We start from the raw sequence: 25,808 nt of genomic DNA on the forward strand, positions 1-25,808 counted from the left end.
TCGCAGCCCCGGCACGTTCGCGTTGCCGCGCTCGCTCCTCCCGCCGGGGCCGCTGCTGCCGCAGGCGCACCTGCGGCATGGTGTTTCATTGCGCTCATGTCGTGCGCCTCCGGGCCCATGTGAGCCACCGCTCGCGATTGGCGGGGTTCTCCAGAAGGGATTGAATCTGCGAAGCGATTCCCCGTGGCGCGCGTCCGTAAACACGCCCGCCAGCCGTAACAGTCATTCCTTGTAACGTAAAGTGAATCTGCACGATTGGCGAAAAACCACGCATATTTTTAAGGCTCCGCCAGAGGTCCTGACGGATCTGCCGAGCGAGGCGCGAGGCGCTCAGGTCCGGGAAGGCTGACGTTGCGGAAACATCGAGTCGCGGCGGCCACTCGCGCGCCAGCACGTAGCCCTCCGCAGACCGTTGCTCCAGCCAGCCGCCCTTCAGACGACGGATTGCGACCTCACCCTGCATCTTCGGCTCACAGCGGAATGTTGTCGTGCTTCTTCCACGGCATCGACTGCCGCTTGTTGCGCAGCATCGCAAAGGCACGCGCCACGCGCCGCCGGGTCGACCGGGGCTGGATCACCTCATCTATGAATCCGCGCTCTGCCGCGATGAAGGGGTTGGCGAACCGCTCTTCGTAGGCGTCGGCATGGGCCTTGATCTTGTCCGCGTCGCCCAGATCGGCCCGGTGAATGATCTCTGCCGCGCCCTTTGCACCCATCACGGCGATCTGCGCCGTGGGCCAGGCATAGTTCACGTCAGCTTTCATGTGCTTCGATGCCATGACGTCATAAGCGCCGCCGTAGGCCTTGCGGGTGATGACGGTGACCATCGGCACGGTCGCCTCGCCGTAGGCAAACAGCAGCTTTGCGCCGTGCTTGATCACGCCGTTGTATTCCTGGGCCGTCCCCGGCAGGAAGCCCGGCACGTCGACGAAGGTCAGAATCGGGATTTCGAAACAATCGCAGAACCGGACGAAGCGCGCGGCCTTGCGGCTGCTGTCGATGTCCAGAACCCCCGCCAGCACCATCGGCTGGTTGGCGACGACGCCCACGGTCTGCCCTTCGAGGCGGATGAACCCCGTGATGATGTTGCCGGCAAAGTCCTGCTGGATCTCGTAGAAATCGCCCTCGTCCGCGACCTTGCCGATCAGTTCCTTCATGTCATAGGGCATGTTGGGGTTGTCGGGGATCAGCGTATCCAGCGACGCCTCCAGCCTGTCGACCTCGTCGAAGAACGGACGGACCGGCGGCTTCTCACGGTTGCTGAGCGGCAGGAAGTCCACGAGCCGACGCACCTCGGCCAACGCCTCCACATCGTTCTCGAACGCGCCATCGGCGACCGAGGACTTCTTCGTATGGGTGGACGCGCCGCCCAGTTCCTCGGCGGTGACGATCTCGTTGGTGACGGTCTTCACCACATCGGGGCCGGTGACGAACATGTAGGAGGTGTCCTTCACCATGAAGATGAAGTCGGTCATCGCGGGCGAATAAACGGCGCCACCTGCGCAGGGCCCCATGATGACGGAGATCTGCGGAATGACGCCCGAGGCCTCGATGTTCTTCTGGAAGATGTCGGCATAGCCCGCCAGCGCGTCCACGCCTTCCTGGATGCGAGCACCGCCACTGTCGTTCAACCCGATGACCGGCGCGCCGTTCTGCATCGCCATGTCCATGATCTTGCAGATCTTCTGCGCATGTGTAGCAGAGACCGAGCCGCCCAGCACGGTGAAGTCCTGACTGAAGACATAGGCCATGCGACCGTTGATCGTCCCCCAGCCGGTCACCACGCCGTCCCCGTAGGGCCGGTTCTTGTCCATGCCGAAGTCGGTGCAGCGATGGGCGACGAAGGTGTCGTATTCCTCGAAGCTGCCCTCGTCGAGCAACAGTTCGATCCGCTCCCGTGCCGTCAGCTTGCCTTTGGCGTGCTGGGCGTCGATCCGTTTCTGCCCCCCGCCCAGGCGGGCGTTCTCGCGACGGTCGTGCAGTTCCTGGATAATGTCCTTCATCGGCGGCCCCTTTCCGTTTGGCGGGAACATACAGAGCGCACGCGTCCACTCAAGCATTTCCTCGCAAATTTGCAAATTCTGGAAATACGCACTATCGCAAATTGCAAATTTGAATAATGCATGAAATGGACATGTATCCGCATGGACAAACCGCCCGTGCCGCCCTACCCGTTTTCGGCATGACGCCCAGCAGACAAAAGCGGTTTCTCGACCGCACCACACCCCCTCATATCCTGACGCTTGTCCTGTTGGCCAGCATGACCGCGCTGACGCTCAACGTCTTCGTTCCGGCGCTGCAGATCATGGCGGACTGGTACGAGACCGAGTACCACATTATGCAGCTCGCGATCTCGCTAACGCTGCTGATGAACGCCGTCCTCCAACTGCTGATCGGGCCGATTGCCGACAACCTCGGGCGGCGGCCGGTGATCCTGGGAGGGCTCGCGATCTTCGTGCTGGCGACCGTCGGCTGCATCATGGCCACAAAGGTGGAGGTCTTCCTCGCCTTCCGCATGATGCAGGCCAGCGTGGTCGTCGGCATGGTCCTGTCCCGCGCCGTGGTCCGCGACCTCTACCCCCCGGACAAGGCCGCCTCGATGATCGGATATGTCACGATGGGCATGTCGCTGGTCCCGATGATCTCACCGATCTTCGGCGGCGCCCTGGCCGAGGCCTTCGGCTGGCACTCCAACTTCTGGCTGATGCTGGTCGCGGGCGTCGCGATGCTGGCCCTCGTCTGGGCCGACCTCGGTGAAACCGCCACCAGAAGCGGGCTGACCCTTGGCAAGCAGTTCAGCCAGTACCCCGAGCTTCTCCGCTCGCCGCGGTTCTGGGGCTACGCGCTGGCTTGCGCCTTCTCGTCCGGTGCGTTCTTCTCCTACGTGGGCGGCGCGTCTTTTGTCGGCATCGAGGTCTTCGGCCTGACCACCGCCAACCTCGGGTATTTCTTCGGCGCTCCGGCGGTGGGCTATTTCCTCGGCAACTTCTTGTCGGGACGGTTCTCCGCCCGCTTCGGGATCAATCGCATGATCCTCTGGGGGGCCTTCATCGTGACGATCGGCCTCGCGGTGTCGATCCTTGTCTTCGCGGCGGGGTTCGGCAGCCAGTGGACCTTCTTCGGCTTCATGACGCTGGTCGGCCTTGGCAACGGCATGTGCATCCCCAACGCCACCGCCGGCGCCCTTTCGGTGCGTCCGCATCTGGCCGGCACCGCCTCGGGTCTTGCCGGTGCGATCATGCTGGGCGGCGGCGCAGGGCTGTCGCAAATGGCCGGCACGATGCTGACACCGGAAACCGGGGCATGGCCGCTCCTGTGGATGATGTTTGGCTCTTCCGTCGCCTCGATCCTGGCCATCTCTCTGGTGATCTGGCGTGAGCGGCAACTGAGGGGGCTGGACGCAGCCTGAGCGAAGTTGCAAAAAGTGGGGCGAGCAGCCGCAAAATTGCAAAACCCGCAGACAGCAGGACGACCATGGCCACCCAGAAACTCTATGCCGGCGCAAAGCTGCGGGACATCCGCGGTCGTCTGTCGCTGACCCAGAAGGATTTCGCGGCCAAGCTGGGCATCTCGCTGCCGTACCTCAACCAGATGGAAAACAACAACCGTCCGGTGTCGACGACGGTTGTCCTGGCGCTGGCACAGGAATTCGGTTTCGACGTCACCGAGCTGGGGCAAGGCGACGCGGAACGTCTGGTCACCGACATGCGCGAGGCACTGGCTGACCCGATCTTCGGCGATGCCACGCCGCAACTGGCCGACCTCCGCCTGACAGCCTCGAACGCCCCGGTTCTGGCGCGCGCCTTTCTCGCCCTGCACCGCGCCTACCGCCAGACCCATGAACGGTTGGCCTCCCTCGATGAGGCGCTTGGACGCGAAGGCTCGCAGTTGCAACCGTCCCCGTGGGAAGAGGTGCGCGATTTCTTCCACTATTGCGACAACTACATCGACGCCGTTGATCGCGCCGCCGAACACTTCGCCGGGCTGCTGGCCAGCGAGGGCGACCTGCGCACAGCCGCCGTTGCGCGTCTGGAAATCGGCGGCATCAAGGTCCGGTTCGTGCAGGCCGCGCCAATGCGTGCCTTCGACACGGAGCGGCAGGAACTGACCCTGTCCTCGCTCTTGCCGGTCGAGACGCAGACCTTCCAGCTTTTCGTGCAGATCGCGCTTCTGCGGCAGAACCAATTGCTGGAGGCGACACTCGACCTCGCGCGGTTCCAAAGCGAAGAGGCGCGCGCCATCGCCAAACTGGGGCTGGCGAACTACTTCGCCGGTGCCGCCATGATGCCCTACAAGGCCTTCCTGTCGGCTGCGCAGGAAACCCGTCACGACCTAGAACTGCTCGCCGCCCGTTTCGGTGCATCCATCGAGCAGGTCGCCCACCGCCTGTCGACCCTGCAGCGCCCCGGCGCGAAGGGCGTGCCGTTCTTCTTCGTCCGCGTCGATCAGGCCGGAACGATCACCAAGAGACACTCTGCCACGCGGCTGCAATTCGCGCGGTTCGGCGGAGCCTGCCCCCTGTGGAACGTGCACCGCGCCTTCGAGACACCGGGGCGTTTCCTGCGCCAACTGGCCGAGACACCGGACGGTGTGCGCTACATTTCCCTCGCGCGCGACGTCTCGAAAACGGGCGGACATTTCGGGGCGCCCGTGCGGCGCTATGCGATTTCCATCGGGTGCGAAGTGCGCCACGCCGCCGCGCTGGTCTACGCAGACGACATGGATTTCACCCGCGCTTCCGCCTTCGAGCCCATCGGGATCTCGTGCCGGATCTGCGAGCGGACCTCTTGCCACCAACGCTCCGTTCCGCCGCTGGAAAAGCGTCTGACGACCACGCCGAACCGGCGCGACGTCCTTCCCTACAAGCTGGATTAGACGAGCGCGACCTGCGCGACGGGCCATCGGTTGGCAAGATCGTGCATCAAACGCCGATCTTCGTCCTCCAACGGCCCTTTGGCCCCAGGACGAAACCGCATGCGGAAGGCGTTCAGAACGACATCCTCGCCAACGGCATCCACATCGTAACCGAAACGTCGTGCATCGTGCAGGAACTGCCCCGGATCGCCGGTGTCGTCGGGCCAAACCGCCACCCCCTGCAGTGCCAGCCTGCGCCAGTCGAAACGGGGGCCCGGGTCGATCTTGCGCCCCGGCGCCGTGTCGGAATGCCCGACGACCCTTTCAGGCGCGATCCGCCAGCGCGCCATGACACGACGCAGCAGGTTTTCGACCACCACCATTTGCCGCTCCGGGAATGGCGCGGCACCAGTATTCGCGATCTCGATCCCGATACTGTGAGAATTCACGTCGCGGACCGGACCCCACGCCCCCGCCCCGGCATGCCAGGCGCGATGCGTTTCACGCACCAGTTGCCAAGTGCGCCCATCCTCGGCAACGACGTAATGCGCCGAGACCTGCGCAGCCGGATCGCACAGCCGGTCACGGGCGGCCTCCGCGGTCTTCATCGCGGTGTAGTGCAGGACGATCATATCCGGCGCGGCGCAGTCGCGCCGGTCACCGACGTTTGGGGAAGGATGCCAGACCGGCTCTTCCGTCATCCCTTCGCGGCACGGAACGGCGCAGGATTCCAGCCGCAGGCGTAGCCGTCGCCGTCCGGGTCCATGCCTTTGCGGTCCTTCTCGGGGCCGCCAAGCGCGAGGAACTCTTCCTGCGCAAGGTCCGGCGACGCGAAAGAACCGCAGGAATTCTGATAGCGCGTCTCAGCCCGCAGGGACGACCGCTTGTACAGCGTCGTGCCCACCGGGTTCGTCGTGCGCAAGGCGTATTCGACGATGTTCGGCCGGTTGGTGCCCGGGCGCGTCGGCAGGTCGGTCGGCTGGATCACCTGATATTGCGCTCGGTTCTGCTGGATCAGCGCCGCGTCGGCGGCGATGTCACGCTGTGCCGACACGGCATTGAAGTCGTTCTCACCGGAAATACCGGCGGAATTCTCGACGATCTGCGGCGCCGGATTGGAAGGCGACGCATCGATGGGCGCCTGGCCGGAGTTCAGAGCCGCAGCCTGCCGTGCGGCGGCAGCGTCCTGCGGATCGAGCGTTCCGGATTGCACGGCAGCCGGCGGCGTGATCACGCCGGACTGGCCGGTTGTGCCGTTCAGTTGCGCCTCCCGTTCCGCACGATAGGTGTCGTAGTTGTTGAAGCCGACACCCTGTCCCGGATCGACAACCCCTGCCGCGCTGTCGGGTACAGAAGTCGTGCACGCCGTCAGCGCAAGTGCCGCCACTCCACAAAGGATATACCGCATCAGATGTCCTGCCTGTCCCACCGGTTCTTTAGGCGAGCGCCTTACCACCATTGCACTGGTTTGGAAACAAAACCCGCCGCCCGTTCCAGCGCATAGGCGGTATTCAGCAGATCGCCCTCTTCCCACGGGCGACCAATCAGTTGAAGCCCGAGCGGCAGGCCCTGCCCGTTCAGCCCCGCGGGCACGGAGACCCCCGGCAGACCGGCCAGGTTGACAGTCACGGTGAAGACGTCGTTGAGGTACATTGCGACTGGATCCGCCTCGACCATCTCGCCCAGGCCAAAGGCGGCAGAGGGGGTCGCCGGTGTCAGAATCGCGTCGATTCCTGCATGAAACGCGTCCTCGAAGTCCTTCTTGATAAGGGTCCGGACCTTTCGCGCACGATTGTAGTAAGCGTCGTAGAAGCCTGCCGACAACACGTAGGTGCCGACCATCACGCGGCGCTTGACCTCTTCGCCGAACCCTTCGGCACGGGTGTTTTCATACATCTCCGTGATGCCGTCACCCTGGCTCAGCTTCGCTCTGTGGCCATACCGCACGCCATCATACCGTGCCAGGTTGGACGATGCCTCTGCAGGAGCGATCACATAATAGGCGGGCAGTGCGTATTTCGTGTGCGGAAGCGAAATATCGACGATCTCTGCACCCGCGTCCCGCAGCATGTCGCGACCGGACGCCCACAGGGCGTCGATCTCGGCGGGCATGCCATCCATGTGGTATTCCTTGGGAATACCGATTTTCTTGCCCTTGATATCACCGGTCAGCATGGACTCGAAGTCCGGAACCGGCAGGTCGGCAGAGGTGGAATCCTTCGGGTCATGTCCGCACATCGCCTGCAACATGATTGCCGCGTCGCGCACATCCTTGGCCATTGGCCCGGCCTGGTCCAACGAGGAGGCGAAAGCCACGATGCCCCAGCGCGAGCAGCGCCCGTAGGTCGGTTTGATCCCGGTGATGCCGGTGAAAGCGGCAGGCTGGCGGATGGAGCCACCGGTGTCGGTGCCGGTCGCGCCGAGGCACAGATCCGCCGCGACAGCCGCAGCGGAGCCGCCCGAAGACCCCCCGGGTGTCAGGTGTGCATCGTCATTGCCGCGCCGCCACGGGTTCACGGCGTTGCCGTAGACAGAGGTCTCGTTCGACGACCCCATGGCGAATTCGTCCATGTTGAGCTTGCCCAGCATGACCGATCCCGCCTCGAACAGCTTGGTCGTGACGGTCGACTCGTACTCTGGCCGGAAGCCTTCGAGGATGCGCGAGGCCGCCTGTGACGCCACGCCTTTGGTGCAGAACAGGTCCTTGATGCCCAACGGGATGCCGCACAGGTCCGGGGCATCGCCCGTCTTCAGCCGTGCATCTGCCGCAGCGGCCTGTTCGCGCGCGATATCCGGCGTTTTGTGCACGAAAGCATTCAAAGCGTCCGCGTTGTCGATGGCCGCAAGGCACGCATCGGTCAGTTCCGCAGAAGTCACGTCACCGGAACGCAGCGCATCGCGCGCCTCGGCAATCTTCAGTTTCGTCAGTTCGCTCATCACTCGACCACCTTCGGAACCGCAAAGAAGCCTTCCCGGGCATCCGGCGCATTCGACAGGACCTTGTCCTGCATGCCTCCGTCCGTCACCCCGTCCTGGCGGCGTTTCAGCCGCATCGGCGTGACGGAGACCATGGGCTCCACCCCGTCGACATCTACCTCGTTCAGTTGCTCGATGAACCCGAGGATGTCGTTGAAGGCATTTGCCAGCGCGGGCAGGTCGTCCTCTTCCACCTTGATCCGCGCAAGCTTGGCGACGCGGGCGGCGGTCTCGATGTCGATCGACATGGGGGCCTCTTTCGCAGAAAGTTCAAGCGCCGCTTTACCGTCCTGCCGCCCGGCCCGCAAGCATGTGTCGGGGCAACGCCGCACCGGACATGCCATGCACGGCGACGCTGCACGTTTTTCCCGATACCATACACCGAACGCCGCCATTCAGGCGTTCGAAGCACGATCGGCCCCGCAGCGTGCCCCAGATGCCGAGACCGGCCCGAGCCATCCGGCAAATCCGATTTCTCACGCGACCGCCGGATTTTGCTTGCCTCGCCTCTGGCCTTCGGGCCGCGGCCTGCTAGCCTTCACGCAAAGGCCAGATGGAGAATGGACATGAAGATCACCTGGATGGGTCACGGCGGCTTCCGCATCGAAACGGGTGGCGAGGTGCTGCTGATCGATCCGTGGATCGACGGCAACCCGATGATGGACGGCAAAGACACCGACGCCGCCATCGAGGGGGCCACGCAGATCCTCCTCACCCACGGGCATTTCGACCACACGGACGACATCGTGGACGTGTCCAACCGCACGGGCGCGCCTGTGCACGCCATCTTCGAGCTTGGCCATGCGCTGCAGGCGATGGGCGCAAAGGAAGGTCACGCGTTCAACATGGGCGGCTCCGTCAGCTTCGGAGACGTGAAGGTCACCATGGTCCCGGCCTCGCATTCCTCGTCGATGAAGGTCGACGGTGTGGCAACCTACATGGGGCAGGAAGCGGGCTTTGTCATCGAAAGCGGCGGGACGGTGCTGTATCTCTCCGGCGACACCTGCCCGATGGCCGACATGGCGTGGATCGCGGAGTACTTCAAACCGACGATCGGCATCATCTCGGCGGGCGGCTACTACACGATGGACATGGAAATGGCCGCCTATGCCGCGAAAAAGTACTTCGATTTCAAGACCGTGATCCCATGCCACTACCGCACGTTCCCGGCGCTCGAACAGTCGGCCGAAAAGCTGGCAGCCGGCCTGCCCGGCGTCACCGTGATCGAGCCGCAGGTGCTTGAGCCCATAGAGGTCTGAGTACGCACCGCACCCGGGTCGTATCGCACCGGGTGCGGTCGGTCGCTGCGGACCGTAGGGCGGGGCTGCGCGCCGCCCGTGTCAAGGCATCAAGACGCCCTGACGGTTGAAGGTCGACCGCTCCGTCGTCAGATCGTCGTAGATCAACTCCACCGTGACGGTCTCGACCGACTTCAGCGGGAAAGCCCTGTAGGGCAGCCCGTCGCTTTCCAGCATGGCATTGGGCTGGGCCGTGTCCTCGTGACAGGGCGGCAGGGGCCAATCCTCGGGCGCCGCGCCGTTCACGCCCAGCTTCATTGCAGCGAGCCCGCAACGCCAGCTCCAGATATGGGTCACGTAGATCAGGTCCTGCCCGTCCCATTCACGCACCGCAACCCAGTTGGCCCGGGTGGCGCCCATGATCGGCTTGATCTCGAGCGCGGTGAGGAAACGGCCCGTGGCCACCTGCGGTTCGGCCTCATAGGGAAGCGCTGCGGGCGTCTCCTCGGACGAGGCCACGGGCGGCGGCGCCTCCTCGGACGATGAAGCGGCGACAGGGGCCTCCGCGGGCGTCAGGGTCAGCGTCTCCCGCTCGGGGCCTGCGCCACCGCCGCCCGTCGCCAGCGCGATCAACACCAGAACCACATCCAGCATCTCAACCTCCCTCTCCATGACCTTTCGGCAGATCGGCGCTTTCTGTCTGCGCAACCTCGCGTATACTGCCGGAAAAATGCGAGCAGCCTCACCATGCCACGCCCCGAGCGCGACGCGCAAACCGTCAATATTCTTATCGTCGGCCAGAACGACCGCCTCGCCTACGAGGCACTATTGTTCGCCGCTTCCCGCGCCGAACGCTCGCCCAGGGACGGGTTCCGCCTGTTCGTAGCCGAACCCGCGCCCGGCGACCTCTGGCCCAACGACCCGACGATCCGCGACCCGGAGATCAGAGAGGCGCTCACCGACCTCGGCGCGACCTTCGTGTCTTTCGAGGCGCGCCACTTCGGCAACAAATACCCTTACGGCAACAAGATCGAGGCACTGTTTGCCCTGCCCGAGGGCGAACCCTTCGTGTTCTTCGACACCGACACGCTGGTGTTGGACGACCTCGGATCGGTGCCGTTCGACTTCGACCGGCCCACCGCATCGCTGCGCCGAGAGGGAACCTGGCCGCAGCCCGAGCTTTACGGCCCCGGCTACGGCGGCATCTGGAAATCGCTGTATGACCGCTTCGGGCTAGATTTCGGGTCGAGCCTCGACCTGACCCAGCCGGACGAATACTGGCAGCGGTATCTCTACTTCAACGCCGGGTTCTTCTTCTACAGGTGCCCGAGGACCTTCGGGCAGCGCTTCCTCGATTACGCGCTGGAGATCCGCGACACCCCGCCCGAGGCGCTGGTTTGTCAGTCCCTCGACCCGTGGTTGGACCAGGTGGCGCTGCCGCTGGTGATCCATTCTTTCGGCGGCGGCAAGGACACCTTGCCCGCGGGCCTGCTGGACGGTTCCGTCACATGTCACTACCGCACCATCCCGATGCTCTACGCGCGCGAATCGGACAAGGCGGTGGAGGTGCTGGAAAGCGTGAGCGAACCCAACCGCCTGAAGAAACTGCTCAAGCAATACGATCCCTTCAAGCGCATGATCTACCAGGGGCGCGGTCAGAAAGCGCGCGCGCTGTTCGACCGCGACGACCTGCCCCGCCGCGAACAGGCAATCCGCAACACCTTGAAGCGGGAAGGTTTCTGGATGCGCTAGGCGGGTCCGGCCCACCGGGCCGGGGACCGGATCGGCATCCATGGACAAGGCGTCGCTGGCTTGCGCGCGCCAATGGGTGGATATCAACTCTTTTCGCACAAGACGGGGGAAAGCTGATAATCTCGTTCTAAGCGACAGGAGTTTTGCAATGAGCAAAAGCACCACCATCTTCATCGGCACCACCAAGGGCCTTTTCCTGCTGAAGTCTGCCAACGGGCGCGACGGGTGGGTCCTGTCAGGGCCACATTGCGGCGGATGGCCCATCAACCACGCGCTGGGGGCGGATGGCGTGATGCTGGCTGGCGGCGGCGGCGATTTCCCGGGCGCGGGGATCTGGCGCTCCACCGATGAAGGCGTGTCGTGGGACGTGGTCAAGCTCGCCGACGGGGAGATGGACACATGGGCCCGCGCCGACCCTGAGGCCGCGAAGATCTTCGGCATCGACGCGTCCACCGACCCAGCGCCCTACAGCGGACGGATCAAAGCGATCTGGTCGCTGGCCAAGGCGGGTGACCGGATCTACGCCGGAGCAAAACCCGCGACACTCTTTTCCAGCGATGACAATGGGTTATCCTGGCAACCGGTGAACAGCCTGACGGACCACCCCTCTTCCGACAGCTGGCAGCCCGGCGCCGCGGGGCTCGTGCTGCACACCATCGTGTCCGATCCGAGGAGTCCGGACAAGATCTGGCTGGCGATCTCTGCCGCGGGCGTGTTCGCCAGCGACGATGGCGGCGCAAGCTGGGAGCGGCGCAACCGGCTGGGCAACCTCGGCCCCTGCGGACACACGCACCACCCGGCCGGTCCGAGGGACGGCGAGACCGGTCATTGCGTCCACAGCATCGTTCGCGCGGGCGGTGAGGAAGACCTGCTTTACCAGCAGAACCACCACGGTGTGTTCCGGTCACGGGATGGCGGGAGGTCTTGGGACGACATCACCGAAGGGCTGCCCTCCACCTTCGGCTTCCCGATTGCCGTTCACCCGCAGAAGCCCGACACGATATGGACCCTTCCGCTCAACGGCGACAGCGACGGCCGCTACCCGCCCGACGCCAGCGCCGCCGTCTGGCGATCGCGCGACGGGGGCGACACGTGGAAAGCCTGCCGTACCGGTCTGCCTCAGGAAAACTGCTACTTCACGGTGCTGCGGCAGGCGATGGCCACCGATCCGGGCGCGGGCCTGTGGTTCGGCACGAACTCCGGCTCGGTCTTTGCCAGTTTCGACGAGGGCGACAACTGGCAGGAACTGGCGCAGCATCTGCCTACGGTCCTCTGCGTCGAGGCCGCGCACTGACCGGAGCGCGGAGGGTGGAGAATCTCCACCCTACGACCGCGCCCCACCCGGCCTGACGCAAAGGCAATGTTCCCTCCACCATGCTCCCCGGCACGGGCGCTTGCGCTTGTCGGCCCCCGTCGCTTCGCATACCGTCGCGCCAAATTCGTCCAGAGGGAGAGGATCATATGACAGACGCACCCCAGTTCGGCTTTGACACGCTGCAAATCCATGCGGGCGCCCGGCCCGATCCGGCCACCGGCGCGCGGCAGGTGCCGATCTACCAGACCACGGCCTACGTCTTTCGCGATGCCGAACATGCCGCCGCGCTCTTCAACCTTCAGGAAGTGGGCTACATCTATTCCCGCCTGACCAACCCCACCGTCGCCGCGCTGCAGGAACGTGTCGCGGTGCTTGAAGGCGGTGTCGGCGCGGTCTGCTGTTCCTCCGGCCACGCGGCGCAGATCATGGCGCTGTTCCCGCTGATGGCACCGGGGCGCAACGTCGTGGTGTCGACCCGGCTTTATGGCGGCTCGATCACCCAGTTCAGCCAGACCATCAAGCGCTTCGGCTGGTCCGCGACCTTCGTCGACTTCGACGACCTCGACGCCGTGGCCGCGGCCATCGACGACGACACCCGCGCCGTGTTCTGCGAATCCATCGCCAACCCGGGCGGCTACATCACCGATCTCGACGCGATCGCGGCCGTGGCAGACAAGGCCGGGCTGCCGCTGATCGTCGACAACACCTCTGCCACGCCCTACCTCTGCCGCCCCATCGAACACGGTGCGACGCTGGTCGTGCACTCGATGACCAAGTACCTGACCGGCAACGGCACGGTCACCGGCGGCGCCGTGGTCGATTCCGGCAATTTCGACTGGTCCGCCTCGGACAAGTTCCCGTCTCTTTCGGCGCCGGAACCGGCCTACCACGGCCTGAAGTTCCACGAGACGTTCGGCCCGCTGGCCTTCACCTTCCACGGCATCGCCATCGGGTTGCGCGACCTCGGTATGACGCTCAACCCGCAAGCGGCGCATTACACGCTGATGGGCATCGAGACGCTGAGCCTGCGGATGCAGAAACACGTGGAGAACGCCAGGCAGATCGCCGAGTGGCTGGAAAAGCACGAGGCGGTGAAGGGCGTGACCTATGCCGGTCTCGCCAGTTCGCCCTATCACGACCGGGTGGCACGCATCTGCCCGAAAGGCGCGGGCGGGCTGTTCACCGTCGCACTGAAAGGCGGCTACGAGGCCTGCGTCAAGTTTGTGGATTCGCTGGAAATCTTCAGCCATGTCGCCAACCTCGGCGACACCCGCAGCCTGGTGATCCACTCCGCCTCCACCACCCACCGCCAGCTCACCGAAGAGCAGCAGGTCGCCGCAGGGGCGGCGCCGGACGTGGTGCGGATTTCCATCGGGATCGAAGACGCGAAGGACCTGATCGCCGATCTGGATCAGGCGCTGCACAAGTCGCTGTCGTAATCTGACAGCGTGACGGCAGGGCGGATCGCCTCCGCCCTGCCCCGCTTTATTATTGACCCAGCGCGTAGGTCATCGTGACCTCGGCGCGGATCTCGATCTCGCCCGCCGCGACGGGCACGTCCTTGGCGGCGCGGGCTTCCATCACCACCGGCTCTGCCAGGTCCATCGGGCGCACGATCGGCGTCGCGCTGTCGGTCAGCGTGACCAGCGTACCCAGCGACACGCCTGCGGCTTCGGCGTAGAGTTCCGCCTTGGCACGCGCGTCCGCAACAGCGCGGCGGCGTGCCTCGTCCTCGACCTCGCGCGGGTCCTGCAGGGTGAACTGCAGACCCTGCATCCGGTTCGCCCCCTCGTCCAGCACGTCGCCGAGAATCGCGCCGAGCGAGTCGAGGTCGCGCACACGCACCTCCACGATGTTCTCCGCAAGGTAGCCTTCGAACACCTCGACTTCCTGCTCGCGGTTCCAGCGCCGCTCTTCCGAAAGGTTGAGCGAGGTGGTCTTGATGTCGTTCTCCGCAACGCCGAGCTCCTGCAGCCGCGCCAGGATCGCCGACACTGCGGCCGAGGTCGAATCCATCGCCTCTGCTGCGGTTTCTCCACGGCCCTGCGCACCGAGCCTCAGAACCGCCATGTCGGGGGTGGCCACGACTTTCGCCTCGCCCGAAACAGTCATGCGGCCGGGGGCCTGGGCAGGCGCCTGTCCGGGCGTTTCCTGGGCAAAGGCCGGCCCGGTCATCGCCACAAGTAAAATCATCGTTATGAAGCGCATCGCAACATCCTAAAATCAGGGAACATTTCCGCCCAAGGGTCGGTCATCGGGCGGTCCGCGTCCATCCCCCGGGCGAGGTCTTTCTTCCCCTCGGCGAAGAGTTGCCATATACTTCGTGAAAAAGGGATAAACCCTCCCCCGAGCACGGCAGGACTGGTAAGACCCGCGCCATGGTATCGAATTTTGCGCTCGCCCTTTCGTTCGAAGGCATCGCCCTGCTGCGTCGTATCGGGTCCACATGGGCCCGCATCGAAGAAGTGCCCATCGACAATCCGGATCTGGATGTCGCGGTCATCGCCATGCGCGACCGTGCCGAGAAGCTCGACCCGAAAGGGGCCGAGGTCGCCATCGTCATCCCGACGGAGCAGATCCGCTTTCTGGACATACCGGACTTCGGCGGGGACACCGCTGCCCGCGATGCCGCCATCCGCGCCGCGCTGGACGGTGCGACGCCCTACCCGCTGAGCGCTCTGGCCTATGATCACGCTCTGGTGGGCGGACGCCTTCAGATCGCGGCTGTCGCGCGCGAGACGCTGGACGAGGCCGAGACCTTTGCAAAGGAACACGGCTTCACCCCGGTGTGCCATCTTGCCCAGGCCCCCGAAGGCGCGTTCGACGGCGCGGTCTACTTCGGCAAGGCGCGGACGTGGAAACGCGCGGCCGACCGCCCCTCCCGTGCCATCGAGATCGTGGCGGCGAACGAAGCGGCGCTGACACCGGTTGCCTCCGCCGCGCCAACCTCGCGCCGGGCCGAACCGGTCGCCGCGCCGGAACCATTCGGCACAGCCGAACTGCCCGACCATGCGGCGGCGGAACTGCCCGAAGCGCGCAACATGGCACCGGCCCCCACGAATCTACCGGACGACGGTCCCGTGCTGCCGCTGCGCGACGACGCGCCAGTGTACCGCGCGCCCGCCAACTTCGCACCGACGGCAGAGGACGAGGCACAGGCAGGCCGGACAGCGCCGTCGTCGGACGCCGGAACGGACGACACGGCGGCAGAGGCCGCCTCTGCGGGCGCCGAAGCCGCGCGCCTTGGCTTTGGCGAAAAAACGATCCCGGCCTTTGCTACGCTACCGGAGCCAGACACCGACACGCTGCCCGCGATGCCTGCACTGCCGGAGATGGACGCACCCGAGCGCCCGGAACCCGTGACCGCGCGGACATCCGATGGCGCGCCGGACCGTCTGGACGACGCCGCGACAGACACCGATCAAACCGAGACAGCCCCCGTCGCCTTCTCCACATCCCGCGCACTGCGCGCCGACGGGCGCGTGCCTCCGGCGCCGCGCCCGAACCTCGTGCCATCGACCGAGGTGCCGCCGCGGCGGGCGCGCTTCACGCCGCTCGCCACGCCGGACATGCGCACCCGCGACTCGCAAGTCACCTCCGACCACATCGAAGGTCTGGCCGATCTGAAACCGGCAGCCATGCCGCTGGGCCGCACGTCCGAAGCGCCGCCCATCCAGCCCGCATCACCCGCCACGCCCCCTGCGCCCGGCACGCCGCTGACTGCCCGGGCGGACGAAACCACGCTGCCTGCGGGCAACACGCCGCTGCCCAAGGCACCTGCGCCGGGGACGACCCCTGCAGCCTCCGCGCCGGGCACGCAACAGGCACCGCTGCCCCCCGCGCCTCGCCCCGTCGGCCCTGCGGCCGACCGGCCGTCAGCTGCGCCATCGCGTGCGCTTGGCGCACCGTCCCGTCCCGATGCCAGCACTGCGGCCCCAACGCTCGGCGCGGCGGGACGCCCGGAGGCCGACGGCCCGGCCCGACCGCTTGGCGTGCCCTCCCATCCGGAGGCCGGGACCTCCGCACCGACCGTCGGCGCCGCCAACCCGCAGACCGGAGAGACACCGAAATTCGGGTCCCCCCTGCCGCGCCAGACCGGCATGCCGGAAAGCGAACCACGCCCGAAGAAATCCGGGCTGCGGCTGGGCCGCAAGGGCAAGGGCAAGCGCGCTGCAACCGCGACGGACAACCCGGCCCCTGCGGCCGCAGCACCGCGCGCAAACCCGGCAGAGAGCGCCCCGAAGAAACGCAAGCCGGGATTGCGCCTGACCCGGCGTGACAAGACGCCCGCGCCTGCGCCGGTCGATACGCCCCCGCCCGCCGTCGCCATGGCGGCCTCCGGCGGCAACCCGCTTGCCCGCCTAGCGGCTCTGCGCGCCCCCGATGCGGTACCACCCGCCGCCGCGCGCGTCGCAAAGCTGGCCAAGCTGAACGCAACCCCTGACCGCATTCCCCCCGCGCCCACCGGCGCGCCGCTGTCGCCGCTGAAGATCCAGCCCGATCCCGAACCGGTCGACGATCTGCCGCTGCCCGTCGCCAAGCCCGTCGCCCGCACCGCGCCCGACATTGCGCCGGTCACACCCGGCAAGCCCGCGCTCGAACGCGACCGCCGCAGCCAGATGAGCCCGCGCGAAGAACGTGATCGCATGACCGTTTTCGGCGCGCGGGAACAGCAGGCGGTGGGCGGCAAACCACGCTTTCTCGGGCTGATTCTGACGGCGGGCCTGCTGCTGTTCCTCGTGGGCGTGGCGGCCTGGGCCTCCGTTTTCCTTGAGGACGGGCTCGCCCGCTTCTTCCGGGGGCAGGACGAACCGACAGCGGTCGCGGCGCTGCCCGATCCGGCGGTCACCGGGACCCCCGCTGAGACCTCGACACCCGCCGCGACGCCGGAGGCAACGGGCAGCGATCAAACCGCCCCCGACGCGCAGGCCGACTCCGTCGATGTTGCCGCCCTGAACACGGAGCCGGTCGACACCACGGACGCCCCCGCGCCGCGCAACCTGCCCGAGGCGCCCCGCGCGCTGACACCCGAAGAAGCCGACGCGACCTATGCCGCGACGGGCATATGGCAGCGGTCCCCCGCCTCCCCTCTGACGCCGCCGGACGATGGCGTCGACAACGTGTACGTCGCCTCCATCGACCCCTCGGTGCGGATGTTCGACGCCGTGGCGCTGCCCGAGGCGCCGGATCTGCTCTCTCAACCGTTCCCCGTGGATCCCGGCCTGCCGCCGCCCGCAGGCATGACGTTCGACATCGACGAGCGCGGTGTCGTGCGCGCCACACCCGAAGGCGCGCTGACGCCAGACGGCCTGCGCATCTACACCGGCCCGCCGCCCGTGGTGCCGCCGCTACGCAATCCACCGGTCGAGCTGGCCGCTCTGCCGGCACCGGACACGCCCGCCACGTCCGACGCGCCCGACGCGCCGGCAGTCACCGATCCGCTTGCCGGCATCCGTCCCGAAGCCCGCCCCGACGATGTGGTGGAACAACAGGAACGTGCGACGCTCGGAGGCATCTCCCTTCAAGAGCTGGAACAGTTCCGACCGCTGGCCCGCCCGCGTACGGCGCAGGAAGAAGCCGCGGACGAGGAACCCTCCTCGCCCGCCACGGACCTTGCCGTGCGCAACTCGCTGGAACCGGTGGGCCGTCCGCGCAACATGGCCGCCATAGTCGAACGCGCCGAACGCGAGCGACCGACAGAGCCGGTCCAGACCGCCGCCGTGGCTCCGCGTGTCGTGGCGCCCTCCGTGCCGTCGAGCGCTTCGGTCGCATCGTCTGCCACGGTGCGGAACGCGATCAACCTCAGCCGGATCAACCTGATCGGCGTCTATGGCACCCCCGCCAACCGCCGCGCGCTGGTGCGCCTGGCCAGCGGCAAGTACCTGAAGGTGAAGGTCGGCGATAAGCTGGACGGCGGGCGAGTCGCCGCCATCGGCGATTCCGAGCTGCGGTACACCAAGGGCGGGCGCAACGTGACCCTGCAGATGCCGCGCGGCTGATCGGTCCCCTGCTGCGGGCAAGCCGCAGCGGCCGTCCCATCGCAAGCTGACGCACCTGTCCCGCCCCCTAGCGGGGTTCCGCCTGCTTTCCGGAATACTCGGCAGGTCTGCGTTGCGGCCTCATTGAAGTCTCTCCGGCCCTCCCCACCTACGCTCGACGTGCCGCACGACATGCGGCGGGAGGATCATCATGTTAGATACCTGGGTGCCTTTGATCGCGGGGCTTGCGCTTCTCGTGATCGGGGGAGAATTGCTGGTGCGCGGCGCCGTTCAGGCCGCGGAAAGGTTCGGGATTTCACCGCTTGTCATCGGCCTGACGCTGGTGGGGTTCGGCACGTCGATGCCGGAACTCGTCACCTCGGTGCAGGCCGGGCTAAGCGGATCGCCCGGTATCGCCTATGGCAATATCGTCGGATCCAACATCGCCAATATCCTGTTGATCGCGGGCGTCTCGGCGCTGATCTGTCCGGTGATCGTGGCGCATTCCGCGCTGCGCCGAGACGCCATGGCGATGCTGCTGGCGACGGTCGTCTTTGCCGCGCTCGCCCTTCTGGTGGCCATGGGACGGATCGTCGGAGCGGCGCTTTTGGCGGTCCTTGTGCTCTACCTCGTCTTCGTCATCCGGCAGGAGCGCAGTGGACCCGAGGGCGGAGCGCTGCTCGACAAGAGCCTCGCACTGGCCGGTGCCGACCCGGACCTTGCCGCGCCGCATCCCGCCAGGACCGTCGCCATCCCGCTGCTCATCACTCTGGCCGGGCTGGTCATCGTCGTGGCGGGCGGAGCGTTGCTGGTCGACGGTGCGGTGGCGTTGGCACGCGGCTTCGGCGTGTCCGAAACGGTGATCGGCCTGACCATCGTGGCGGTGGGCACCTCGATGCCCGAACTCGTCACTTCGGTGATCGCTGCGCTGAAGCGGCAGGGCGACGTGGCCTTCGGCAACGTGGTGGGATCGAACATCTACAACATTCTCGGGATCGGCGGCACAACCGCATTGATCGCGCCATCGCAGGTGCCGTCCGGCATCGCCGCGTTCGACGCGCCGCTCATGGTCGGCGTCTCCGTCCTGCTGGTGGTCTTCGCGGCCACCGGCCTCCGGATCGCGCGGCGCGAAGGCGTCGTGCTGGTTGCGGGATATGCCGCCTATCTCTGGATACTCTGGCCCTGAGCCTGCGGACGCGAAGAAGGGCGCCGCAGCACGGCGCCCTCCCCCTTCTCCTCCCTGGTTGTTCTTCGACGCGCACGACCTCGCGCGCGCGCCCGGGCCAGATCACTCCGCGGCGATTTCGCCGTTCTCGATCTGCTCCCGTTCGATCGACTCGAAGAGCGCCTTGAAGTTGCCCTCGCCAAAGCCGTCGTCGCCCTTGCGCTGGATGAACTCGAAGAAGATCGGACCGATCACCGTCTTCGAGAAGATCTGCAGCAGGATACGCGTCTCGTCCCCGTCGACGACGCCTTCGCCGTCGATCAGGATGCCGTGCTTTTTCATCCGGTCCATCGGTTCATCGTGCCCCTGCACGCGGTCGTAGGACAGATCGTAGTAGGTGTCCGGCGGTCCCGGCATGAACTTCAGCCCGTTGTCGGCAATCGCGTCGGTCGAGTCGTAGATGTCGCGCGCGCCCACGGCGATATGCTGGATGCCCTCGCCCTTGTACTTCTTGAGGTAGGACACGATCTGCCCCGTCTCGCCCCGGTCCTCGTTGATCGGGATGCGGATACGGCCGCAAGGAGAGGTCAAAGCCCGGCTCAAAAGGCCGGTGTACTTGCCCTCGATGTCGAAGAACCGGATTTCGCGGAAGTTGAACAGGTCGCCATAAAAGCGGAACCACGTGTCCATGTTGCCCTGGAACACGTTGTGCGTCAGGTGGTCGAGATAGTAGAACCCCACGCCCTTCGGCTTCGATTGCGCGATCCAGTCGAACTCCTCGTTGTAGGGCGAGGTGTCGTAATACTGGTCGGTGAAATACAGCAGCGACCCGCCAATGCCCTTGATCGCGGGCCAGTCGACGGTCTTGTCCGCACCTTCGTACGGCTCCGCCCCTTTGGCGACCGCATGTTCGAACGCCTTCTGAGCGTCGACCACGCGCCATGCCATCGACGGCGCGCAGGGGCCGTGCTCTTCAACGAAACGCGCGGCAAAGCTGTCGGGATCGGCGTTCAGCACGTAGGTGATGTCGCCCTGCTGCCAAAGCTCCACCTGCTTGGACTTGTGGGTTGCGACGTGCTCATACCCCATCCTGCGGAACAGCGCGCGCAGCTCTTCCGGGTCGGGATGGGCGAATTCCACGAATTCGAAGCCATCGGTCCCGGCCGGGTTCTGTTCCGTGATGGTGGACTGCGGTGCGTCGTGCGGGAAAGGTCCCATGGTGTCCTCCTGTTCGTGCGTGTTTTGGTTTCCTGCCTCCAGTATGCCTTTACCCGCACGCGGCTTGCGCGCATTCTTCGCCCTCAGGGAACGATCCACGCGCAAGATTCGCACGAACCGGAGGAAACATGCACGAAAGCCGCGCCGACCTCGATCAGACCGACGTCGCCCTTCTGGAGCGTCTCCAGACTCGCGGACAGGCCACCGCACAGGAACTGGGCGAGGCGCTGAACCTCTCGGCCAGCCAGGCAGGGCGTCGGCGGCAGCGGCTGGAGGAAACCGGCGTGATCCGTGGATACCGCGCCACGCTCGACCCTGCGCGGCTGGGCCTCGATGTGCAGGCCTTCGTTCAAGTGCAGCTTGGCCGCCACGGCGCCGAGGAAGGCGCGGCCTTCGCCCGGCTCCTGCGCACCCGGGCCGAGATCACCTCGGCCTGGACCATGACCGGCGAGGCCGACTACCTCCTGCGGGTCTATTGCTCCGACCTGCCCGCGCTGAACACGCTGATTCATCAGGTCCTGCTCGCCCATCCGGTCGTCTCGCGGGTGCACAGCCAGATCGTCATGGACCAACCCAAGGCGGACGCCCCCCTGCCCATCGGCTGACGGATGGAACCTTCCGTCACCGCCCGGCACCCAAGTGACGGACCCCATTGACGGAAACGCGCACCGGCAATAATCGCCGCCACGCACGGACCCGATCCGTGAGACTCGTGCCGCCCGCCGCGTGCCCGCCCCCGACAAGGGAGACGGGAAACAAGCGGGCCCTATGAAGTGACAAGGAATGACCGGAGCTCTCTTCTCCTCCGGCGTGCCCGCGGTCGACAGCCGTGCGGGCTTTGCCGAAAACATGGCGCACCTGGGCGACCTGCCCGCTGCCATCTGCATCCTCGAACAGGCGCTTGAGCTGGCCCCGGACTGGGCCGCCGGCTGGTTTCGGCTGGGCGAGTACCTGAAGGCCGCGGGCGACATCCCCGCCGCCGCCGACGCCTGGACCCGCGCGGTCGAGGCAGACCCGAAGGACCCGCTGGGTGCGGGCATCAACCGCGACCTCGCGCGGGAGGTGCCGGTCACCGAAACCCTGCCGCCCGCCTTCGTCGAACTGCTCTTCGACCAATACGCGCCGCGCTTCGAACGCGCGCTGCGCGACCGCCTCGTCTATCGCGGGCCGGAAGAGATTCTGGCCGCGCTGAAGACCGCCGGGCTAGGCCGCGCGGACCACGCGCTCGACCTCGGATGCGGCACAGGCCTGATGGGCGAACTGCTGCGGCCGCATGTGACACGCCTGGACGGGCTGGATCTGTCGCAGCACATGCTTCACGAGGCGGAGGCGAAAGGCGTTTACGACCTCCTCGAAAAGCAGAACATCGCCACGTTGGACCGGCGCCCGGGCCGTTACGACCTGATCGTCGCGGCGGATGTCTTCAACTACCTCGGTGCACTCGAACAGCCGGTGGCCTGGGCGGTCGACGCGCTGCGGCCCGGCGGGCTTTTCTCGTTCACCGTGGAACTTGGCGACGCGCCCGTCCTGCTGCGGGAAACCCGGCGTTTCGCCCATTCGCGCGACTATGTCGAGACGCTGCTGGCCGATGCGGGCCTGACCGTCGCCTACCTGGCAGAGGTCGTCCTGCGCGAGGATCGCGGAGAAGCTGTGCGCGGCTTGACCGTCGCCGCACGTCGCGGGATGCCCATGGACCGTGCCACCGACGGTTCGGAACTGGCCACCGCCGACTGACCGCCACGAAGGCAAAGCAAAACGGCGCGAGGGTGACCCCCCGCGCCCTGCCTTTCCGCCCCCCGAAGGGCCGGTTTCACTCCATCTCGACCAGCAGGTCCTTGGCGTCGATCTGGCCGCCAGCGGCGACATGCACCGCTTTCACCGTGCCGTCCCGTTCGGCGTGCATGCCCGATTCCATCTTCATCGCCTCGATGGTCAGCAGCAGGTCGCCGGTTTTGACCTTGTCGCCCGGCTTCACAACGATGGAGGACACCACCCCCGGCATCGGCGCGCCGATGTGGTTCGGGTTGCCGACCTCCGCCTTCGGCCGCGCGCCGCTTGCCGCCTTGGCCTTGCGGTCGGGTACGCGGATCGCGCGCGGCTGGCCGTTCAACTCGAAGAACACCCGCACCTCGCCATCGTCCTGCGTGCCGCCCACCGCCTGCAACCGGATCTCCAGCGTCTTGCCGGGGTCGATCTCGGCGGTGATCTCTTCGCCCGGCTCCATGCCGTAGAAGAAGGTCCGCGTCGGCAGCACCCGCACCGGGCCGTAGGTTTCGTGCCGCGCGGCGTAGTCGGTGAAGACCTTGGGATACATCAGGTAGCCGTTCAGGTCCTCGTCGTCGAACTCCACGCCTTCGATGGTCTTTTCCAGCTCGGCACGCTTCTCGGAGATGTCGACCGGCGCCGCCTTCAGGCCGGGCCGCTCGGTAAAGGGTTTCTCGTCTTTCAGGATCTTCTTCTGGATCTTCTTCGGCCAGCCGCCCGGCGGCTGCCCGAGGTTGCCCTTCATCATGTCGATGACCGAATCCGGGAAGCTGAGGTCGGTCTTCGGGTCTTCCACCTCGGCACGCGTCAGACCCTGGCTGACCATCATCAGCGCCATGTCCCCCACAACCTTCGAGGACGGCGTCACCTTCACGATGTCGCCGAACATCTGGTTCACGTCGGCATAGGTCTGGGCGACCTCGTGCCAGCGCTCTTCCAGACCCAGCGACCGCGCCTGCGCCTTCAGGTTGGTGAACTGACCGCCCGGCATCTCGTGGAGGTAGACCTCCGAGGCCGGGGCCTGCATCCCGGATTCGAACGCCGCATACTGGCCGCGCACCGCCTCCCAGTAGTTGGAGATCGCGCGGATCGCCCCCATGTCGAGGCCGGTGTCCCGCTCGGTGAAGCGCAACGCTTCGACCACCGAGCCCAGCGTCGGCTGCGATGTGTTGCCCGACAGCGCGTCCATCGCGGCATCGACACAGTCCACGCCGGCACGCGAGGCCTCCATGATCGTGGCAATCGCCGCGCCCGAGGTGTCGTGCGTGTGGAAGTGGACCGGCAGGCCGACCTCTTCCTTCAGCGTCTTCACCAGCGTGTAGGCGGCATTGGCCTTCAGCAGGCCCGCCATGTCCTTCAGGCCCAGCACGTGGGCGCCCGCGTCCCGCAGCTCCTTGGCCATGGAGACATAGTACTTCAGGTCGTACTTGGACCGGTCCGGGTCCAGCATGTCGCCGGTGTAGCAGACCGTGCCTTCGAGGATCTTGCCGCTCTCCAGAACTGCATCCATCGCGACGCGCATGTTCTCCACCCAGTTGAGCGAATCGAACACGCGGAAGACGTCGACGCCTGTCTCTGCCGCCTGCTTCACGAAGAACTGGACGACGTTGTCGGGATAGTTGGTGTAGCCCACCCCGTTCGCGCCGCGCAGCAGCATCTGCGTCAGCAGGTTGGGCATCCGGGCACGCAGGTCCCGCAGGCGTTGCCAGGGGCATTCCTGCAGGAAGCGATAGGCCACGTCGAAGGTTGCCCCGCCCCAGCACTCCATCGAGAAGAGCTGCGGCAGGTTGTGAGCATAGGCGGGCGCCGCGCCGATCATGTCGATCGACCGCATCCGCGTGGCCAGAAGCGACTGGTGGCCGTCGCGCATCGTCGTGTCGGTGATCAGAAGCTGCTTCTGCTCAAGCATCCAGTCGGCGACCGCCTTCGGCCCCTTCTCCTCCAGCAGCGTCTTGGTCCCCGGCGCGGGCGCGTCGGCGCGCAGCATCGGCGGCTTTGCGGGCTTCAGGTCCGGATGCGGCATGGCGCGGCCCTGCACCTCCGGATGACCGTTCACCGTGATGTCGGCGATGTAGGTCAGCACCTTGGTGCCCCGGTCGCGGCGCTTCTGGAAGTCGAACAGCTCCGGCGTCGTGTCGATGAACTTCGTGGTGTACTGGTTGTTCAGGAACGTTGGGTGCTTCAGCAAGTTGATGACGAACTCGATGTTCGTGGTCACGCCCCGGATGCGGAATTCGCGCAGGGCGCGGTCCATCCGCTTGATCGCTTTCTCGGGCGTCGGCGCCTTGGCCGTCACCTTCACAAGCAGCGAATCGTAGAAGCGCGTGATGACCCCGCCCGCGTAGGCCGTGCCGCCGTCCAGACGGATGCCCATGCCCGTGGCCGAGCGATAGGCGGTGATGCGGCCGTAGTCGGGGATGAAGTTGTTGGTCGGATCCTCCGTGGTGATCCGGGTCTGCAACGCGTGGCCGGTCAGACGCACGTCGTACTGGCTGGCCTTGCCGGTGGCCTCGGACAGCGACTTGCCCTCAGCGATGAGGATCTGCGCCTGCACGATGTCGATGCCGGTGACTTCCTCGGTGACGGTGTGTTCCACCTGCACGCGCGGGTTCACCTCGATGAAGTAGAAAGCGCCGGTGTCCATATCCATAAGGAATTCGACCGTGCCCGCGCATTCGTAGTTCACATGGGCGCAAATCTTGCGGCCCAGCTCGCAGATCTCCTCGCGCTGCGCCTCGCTGAGGTACGGTGCGGGTGCGCGTTCGACGACCTTCTGGTTCCGGCGCTGGACCGAACAGTCGCGTTCATAAAGGTGGTAGATGTTGCCCTGCTTGTCGCCAAGGATCTGTACCTCGACGTGACGGGCGCGGATGATCATCTTTTCAAGATAACCCTCGCCGTTGCCAAAGGCCGCCTCGGCCTCGCGCCGGCCTTCCAGCACCTTGTCCTTCAACTCCTTCGGACCTTCGATGGGGCGCATGCCGCGCCCGCCGCCCCCCCAGGACGCCTTCAGCATAAGCGGATAGCCGATCTCCTCGGCCTCCTTGGCAATGGCGTCGAAATCGTTGCCCAGCACATCGGTTGCCGGGATCACCGGGACGCCCGCCTCGATGGCGACCCGCCGGGCCGAGGCCTTGTCGCCAAGCGCGCGCATGGTCTCTGCCCGCGGCCCGATGAAGGTGATCCCCGCCGCGTCGCAGGCGTCGACGAAATCCGGGTTCTCCGACAGGAGGCCATAGCCCGGGTGGATCGCATCCGCGCCGCTTTCCTTGGCGACGCGAATGATCTCATCGATCGCGAGATAGGCCTGCACCGGGCCAAGCCCTACTCCGATTCGATAGGCCTCGTCCGCCTTGAAGCGGTGAAGGCCCAGCTTGTCCTCTTCGGCAAAGACCGCGACGGTCTTCTTACCCATCTCGTTCGCCGCCCGCATGATGCGGATCGCGATTTCACCACGGTTGGCGACGAGAATTTTCTCGAAATCGGGCATGTGTGTTGGTCCTCTCGCGCATGATTGTTGTCAGTTTGCGCAACATTATTACCTTGAC

General features: G+C 66.0%; 19 protein-coding genes. 10 read left to right on the plus strand and 9 right to left on the minus strand.

Annotated features, from left to right (window positions below):
• Positions 1-470: 470 nt before the first annotated feature.
• Positions 471-2,003: an acyl-CoA carboxylase subunit beta gene (locus ABFK29_RS14955; RefSeq protein ID WP_005856241.1), complete on the minus strand. Its 1,533-nt coding sequence runs from the start codon at positions 2,001-2,003 to the stop codon at positions 471-473.
• A gap of 179 nt (positions 2,004-2,182) precedes the next feature.
• On the opposite strand from ABFK29_RS14955, the gene ABFK29_RS14960 reads away from it, so the two are divergent.
• Together ABFK29_RS14960 and ABFK29_RS14965 are read left to right on the plus strand one after the other, a co-directional pair.
• Positions 2,183-3,409 carry a multidrug effflux MFS transporter gene (locus ABFK29_RS14960; protein WP_040604233.1) on the plus strand — a complete coding sequence of 409 codons (1,227 nt, stop codon included), beginning with the start codon at positions 2,183-2,185 and terminating at the stop codon, positions 3,407-3,409.
• Between the two features lie 65 nt (positions 3,410-3,474).
• Positions 3,475-4,875 carry a helix-turn-helix domain-containing protein gene (locus ABFK29_RS14965; RefSeq protein ID WP_005856245.1) on the plus strand — a complete coding sequence of 467 codons (1,401 nt, stop codon included), beginning with the start codon at positions 3,475-3,477 and terminating at the stop codon, positions 4,873-4,875.
• Here ABFK29_RS14965 and ABFK29_RS14970 read toward each other — a convergent pair.
• Genes ABFK29_RS14970 through gatC form a run of 4 tightly spaced genes read right to left on the minus strand, consistent with a single transcriptional unit; the run spans position 4,872 to position 8,078 of the window.
• Positions 4,872-5,555: an N-acetylmuramoyl-L-alanine amidase gene (locus ABFK29_RS14970; RefSeq protein WP_005856247.1), complete on the minus strand. Its 684-nt coding sequence runs from the start codon at positions 5,553-5,555 to the stop codon at positions 4,872-4,874. The two genes, ABFK29_RS14965 and ABFK29_RS14970, sit on opposite strands and share 4 nt — an antisense overlap.
• The gene (locus ABFK29_RS14975; RefSeq protein WP_040604184.1) at positions 5,552-6,262 is read right to left on the minus strand and encodes a hypothetical protein; all 711 of its coding nucleotides are present in this window, start codon (positions 6,260-6,262) and stop codon (positions 5,552-5,554) included. Before ABFK29_RS14975 ends, ABFK29_RS14970 begins: the two co-directional genes overlap by 4 nt.
• A 41-nt stretch (positions 6,263-6,303) precedes the next feature.
• Positions 6,304-7,791: an Asp-tRNA(Asn)/Glu-tRNA(Gln) amidotransferase subunit GatA gene (gene gatA / locus ABFK29_RS14980; protein ID WP_005856251.1), complete on the minus strand. Its 1,488-nt coding sequence runs from the start codon at positions 7,789-7,791 to the stop codon at positions 6,304-6,306.
• On the minus strand, positions 7,791-8,078 hold the full coding sequence (gene gatC, locus ABFK29_RS14985; protein WP_005856253.1) for an Asp-tRNA(Asn)/Glu-tRNA(Gln) amidotransferase subunit GatC: 288 nt from the start codon (positions 8,076-8,078) through the stop codon (positions 7,791-7,793). Before gatC ends, gatA begins: the two co-directional genes overlap by 1 nt.
• Before the next feature lie 318 nt (positions 8,079-8,396).
• Between gatC and ABFK29_RS14990 the strand changes: the two genes are divergently transcribed.
• Positions 8,397-9,089 (plus strand): metal-dependent hydrolase, encoded by a 693-nt coding sequence (locus tag ABFK29_RS14990; protein WP_040604234.1) that lies wholly within the window; start codon positions 8,397-8,399, stop codon positions 9,087-9,089.
• 81 nt (positions 9,090-9,170) lie between these two features.
• Here the strand turns inward: ABFK29_RS14990 and ABFK29_RS14995 are convergent, their stop codons facing one another.
• Positions 9,171-9,722: a hypothetical protein gene (locus ABFK29_RS14995; protein WP_157136400.1), complete on the minus strand. Its 552-nt coding sequence runs from the start codon at positions 9,720-9,722 to the stop codon at positions 9,171-9,173.
• Positions 9,723-9,815: 93 nt separating this feature from the next.
• Between ABFK29_RS14995 and ABFK29_RS15000 the strand changes: the two genes are divergently transcribed.
• From ABFK29_RS15000 to ABFK29_RS15010, 3 genes are all read left to right on the plus strand, one after another.
• Positions 9,816-10,820 carry a hypothetical protein gene (locus ABFK29_RS15000; protein WP_005856256.1) on the plus strand — a complete coding sequence of 335 codons (1,005 nt, stop codon included), beginning with the start codon at positions 9,816-9,818 and terminating at the stop codon, positions 10,818-10,820.
• Positions 10,821-10,968: 148 nt separating this feature from the next.
• Complete coding sequence (locus tag ABFK29_RS15005) at positions 10,969-12,114, plus strand: WD40/YVTN/BNR-like repeat-containing protein (protein ID WP_005856257.1); 1,146 nt, start codon at positions 10,969-10,971, stop codon at positions 12,112-12,114.
• 167 nt (positions 12,115-12,281) lie between these two features.
• A complete protein-coding gene (locus ABFK29_RS15010) occupies positions 12,282-13,574 on the plus strand; it encodes an O-acetylhomoserine aminocarboxypropyltransferase/cysteine synthase family protein (protein ID WP_005856258.1) in 1,293 nt (430 codons plus the stop codon).
• 49 nt (positions 13,575-13,623) lie between these two features.
• Here ABFK29_RS15010 and ABFK29_RS15015 read toward each other — a convergent pair whose 3' ends face one another.
• Positions 13,624-14,343 (minus strand): SIMPL domain-containing protein, encoded by a 720-nt coding sequence (locus ABFK29_RS15015; protein WP_040604185.1) that lies wholly within the window; start codon positions 14,341-14,343, stop codon positions 13,624-13,626.
• Positions 14,344-14,513: 170 nt separating this feature from the next.
• On the opposite strand from ABFK29_RS15015, the gene ABFK29_RS15020 reads away from it, so the two are divergent.
• Complete coding sequence (locus tag ABFK29_RS15020) at positions 14,514-18,134, plus strand: hypothetical protein (RefSeq protein WP_005856260.1); 3,621 nt, start codon at positions 14,514-14,516, stop codon at positions 18,132-18,134.
• A 190-nt stretch (positions 18,135-18,324) separates the two neighbouring features.
• Positions 18,325-19,299, plus strand: coding sequence for a calcium/sodium antiporter (locus ABFK29_RS15025; protein ID WP_040604186.1), 975 nt, complete (start codon positions 18,325-18,327; stop codon positions 19,297-19,299).
• A 102-nt stretch (positions 19,300-19,401) separates the two neighbouring features.
• On the opposite strand, the gene hppD is transcribed toward ABFK29_RS15025, so the two are convergent.
• A complete protein-coding gene (gene hppD / locus ABFK29_RS15030; protein ID WP_005856262.1) occupies positions 19,402-20,496 on the minus strand; it encodes a 4-hydroxyphenylpyruvate dioxygenase in 1,095 nt (364 codons plus the stop codon).
• A gap of 128 nt (positions 20,497-20,624) precedes the next feature.
• Here hppD and ABFK29_RS15035 point away from each other — a divergent pair, with 128 nt between their 5' ends.
• Together ABFK29_RS15035 and ABFK29_RS15040 are read left to right on the plus strand one after the other, a co-directional pair.
• Positions 20,625-21,101 carry an Lrp/AsnC family transcriptional regulator gene (locus ABFK29_RS15035; RefSeq protein WP_005856263.1) on the plus strand — a complete coding sequence of 159 codons (477 nt, stop codon included), beginning with the start codon at positions 20,625-20,627 and terminating at the stop codon, positions 21,099-21,101.
• 178 nt (positions 21,102-21,279) lie between these two features.
• Positions 21,280-22,230: a methyltransferase gene (locus ABFK29_RS15040; RefSeq protein ID WP_005856264.1), complete on the plus strand. Its 951-nt coding sequence runs from the start codon at positions 21,280-21,282 to the stop codon at positions 22,228-22,230.
• Between the two features lie 76 nt (positions 22,231-22,306).
• Here the strand turns inward: ABFK29_RS15040 and ABFK29_RS15045 are convergent, their stop codons facing one another.
• Positions 22,307-25,750: a pyruvate carboxylase gene (locus tag ABFK29_RS15045; protein WP_005856266.1), complete on the minus strand. Its 3,444-nt coding sequence runs from the start codon at positions 25,748-25,750 to the stop codon at positions 22,307-22,309.
• Between the last annotated feature and the right edge of the window lie 58 nt (positions 25,751-25,808).

This window comes from Sagittula stellata E-37 (assembly GCF_039724765.1).
GTDB lineage: Bacteria > Pseudomonadota > Alphaproteobacteria > Rhodobacterales > Rhodobacteraceae > Sagittula > Sagittula stellata.

Excerpts from the sequence above, each read along its gene's own strand:
- ABFK29_RS14955 (WP_005856241.1), bottom strand. The coding sequence starts at position 2,003 with ATGAAGGACATTATCCAGGAACTGCACGACCGTCGCGAGAACGCCCGC.
- ABFK29_RS14960 (WP_040604233.1), top strand. The coding sequence starts at position 2,183 with ATGACGCCCAGCAGACAAAAGCGGTTTCTCGACCGCACCACACCCCCT.
- ABFK29_RS14965 (WP_005856245.1), top strand. The coding sequence starts at position 3,475 with ATGGCCACCCAGAAACTCTATGCCGGCGCAAAGCTGCGGGACATCCGC.
- ABFK29_RS14970 (WP_005856247.1), bottom strand. The coding sequence starts at position 5,555 with ATGACGGAAGAGCCGGTCTGGCATCCTTCCCCAAACGTCGGTGACCGG.
- ABFK29_RS14975 (WP_040604184.1), bottom strand. The coding sequence starts at position 6,262 with ATGCGGTATATCCTTTGTGGAGTGGCGGCACTTGCGCTGACGGCGTGC.
- gatA (WP_005856251.1), bottom strand. The coding sequence starts at position 7,791 with ATGAGCGAACTGACGAAACTGAAGATTGCCGAGGCGCGCGATGCGCTG.
- gatC (WP_005856253.1), bottom strand. The coding sequence starts at position 8,078 with ATGTCGATCGACATCGAGACCGCCGCCCGCGTCGCCAAGCTTGCGCGG.
- ABFK29_RS14990 (WP_040604234.1), top strand. The coding sequence starts at position 8,397 with ATGAAGATCACCTGGATGGGTCACGGCGGCTTCCGCATCGAAACGGGT.
- ABFK29_RS14995 (WP_157136400.1), bottom strand. The coding sequence starts at position 9,722 with ATGCTGGATGTGGTTCTGGTGTTGATCGCGCTGGCGACGGGCGGCGGT.
- ABFK29_RS15000 (WP_005856256.1), top strand. The coding sequence starts at position 9,816 with ATGCCACGCCCCGAGCGCGACGCGCAAACCGTCAATATTCTTATCGTC.
- ABFK29_RS15005 (WP_005856257.1), top strand. The coding sequence starts at position 10,969 with ATGAGCAAAAGCACCACCATCTTCATCGGCACCACCAAGGGCCTTTTC.
- ABFK29_RS15010 (WP_005856258.1), top strand. The coding sequence starts at position 12,282 with ATGACAGACGCACCCCAGTTCGGCTTTGACACGCTGCAAATCCATGCG.
- ABFK29_RS15015 (WP_040604185.1), bottom strand. The coding sequence starts at position 14,343 with ATGCGCTTCATAACGATGATTTTACTTGTGGCGATGACCGGGCCGGCC.
- ABFK29_RS15020 (WP_005856260.1), top strand. The coding sequence starts at position 14,514 with ATGGTATCGAATTTTGCGCTCGCCCTTTCGTTCGAAGGCATCGCCCTG.
- ABFK29_RS15025 (WP_040604186.1), top strand. The coding sequence starts at position 18,325 with ATGTTAGATACCTGGGTGCCTTTGATCGCGGGGCTTGCGCTTCTCGTG.
- hppD (WP_005856262.1), bottom strand. The coding sequence starts at position 20,496 with ATGGGACCTTTCCCGCACGACGCACCGCAGTCCACCATCACGGAACAG.
- ABFK29_RS15035 (WP_005856263.1), top strand. The coding sequence starts at position 20,625 with ATGCACGAAAGCCGCGCCGACCTCGATCAGACCGACGTCGCCCTTCTG.
- ABFK29_RS15040 (WP_005856264.1), top strand. The coding sequence starts at position 21,280 with ATGACCGGAGCTCTCTTCTCCTCCGGCGTGCCCGCGGTCGACAGCCGT.
- ABFK29_RS15045 (WP_005856266.1), bottom strand. The coding sequence starts at position 25,750 with ATGCCCGATTTCGAGAAAATTCTCGTCGCCAACCGTGGTGAAATCGCG.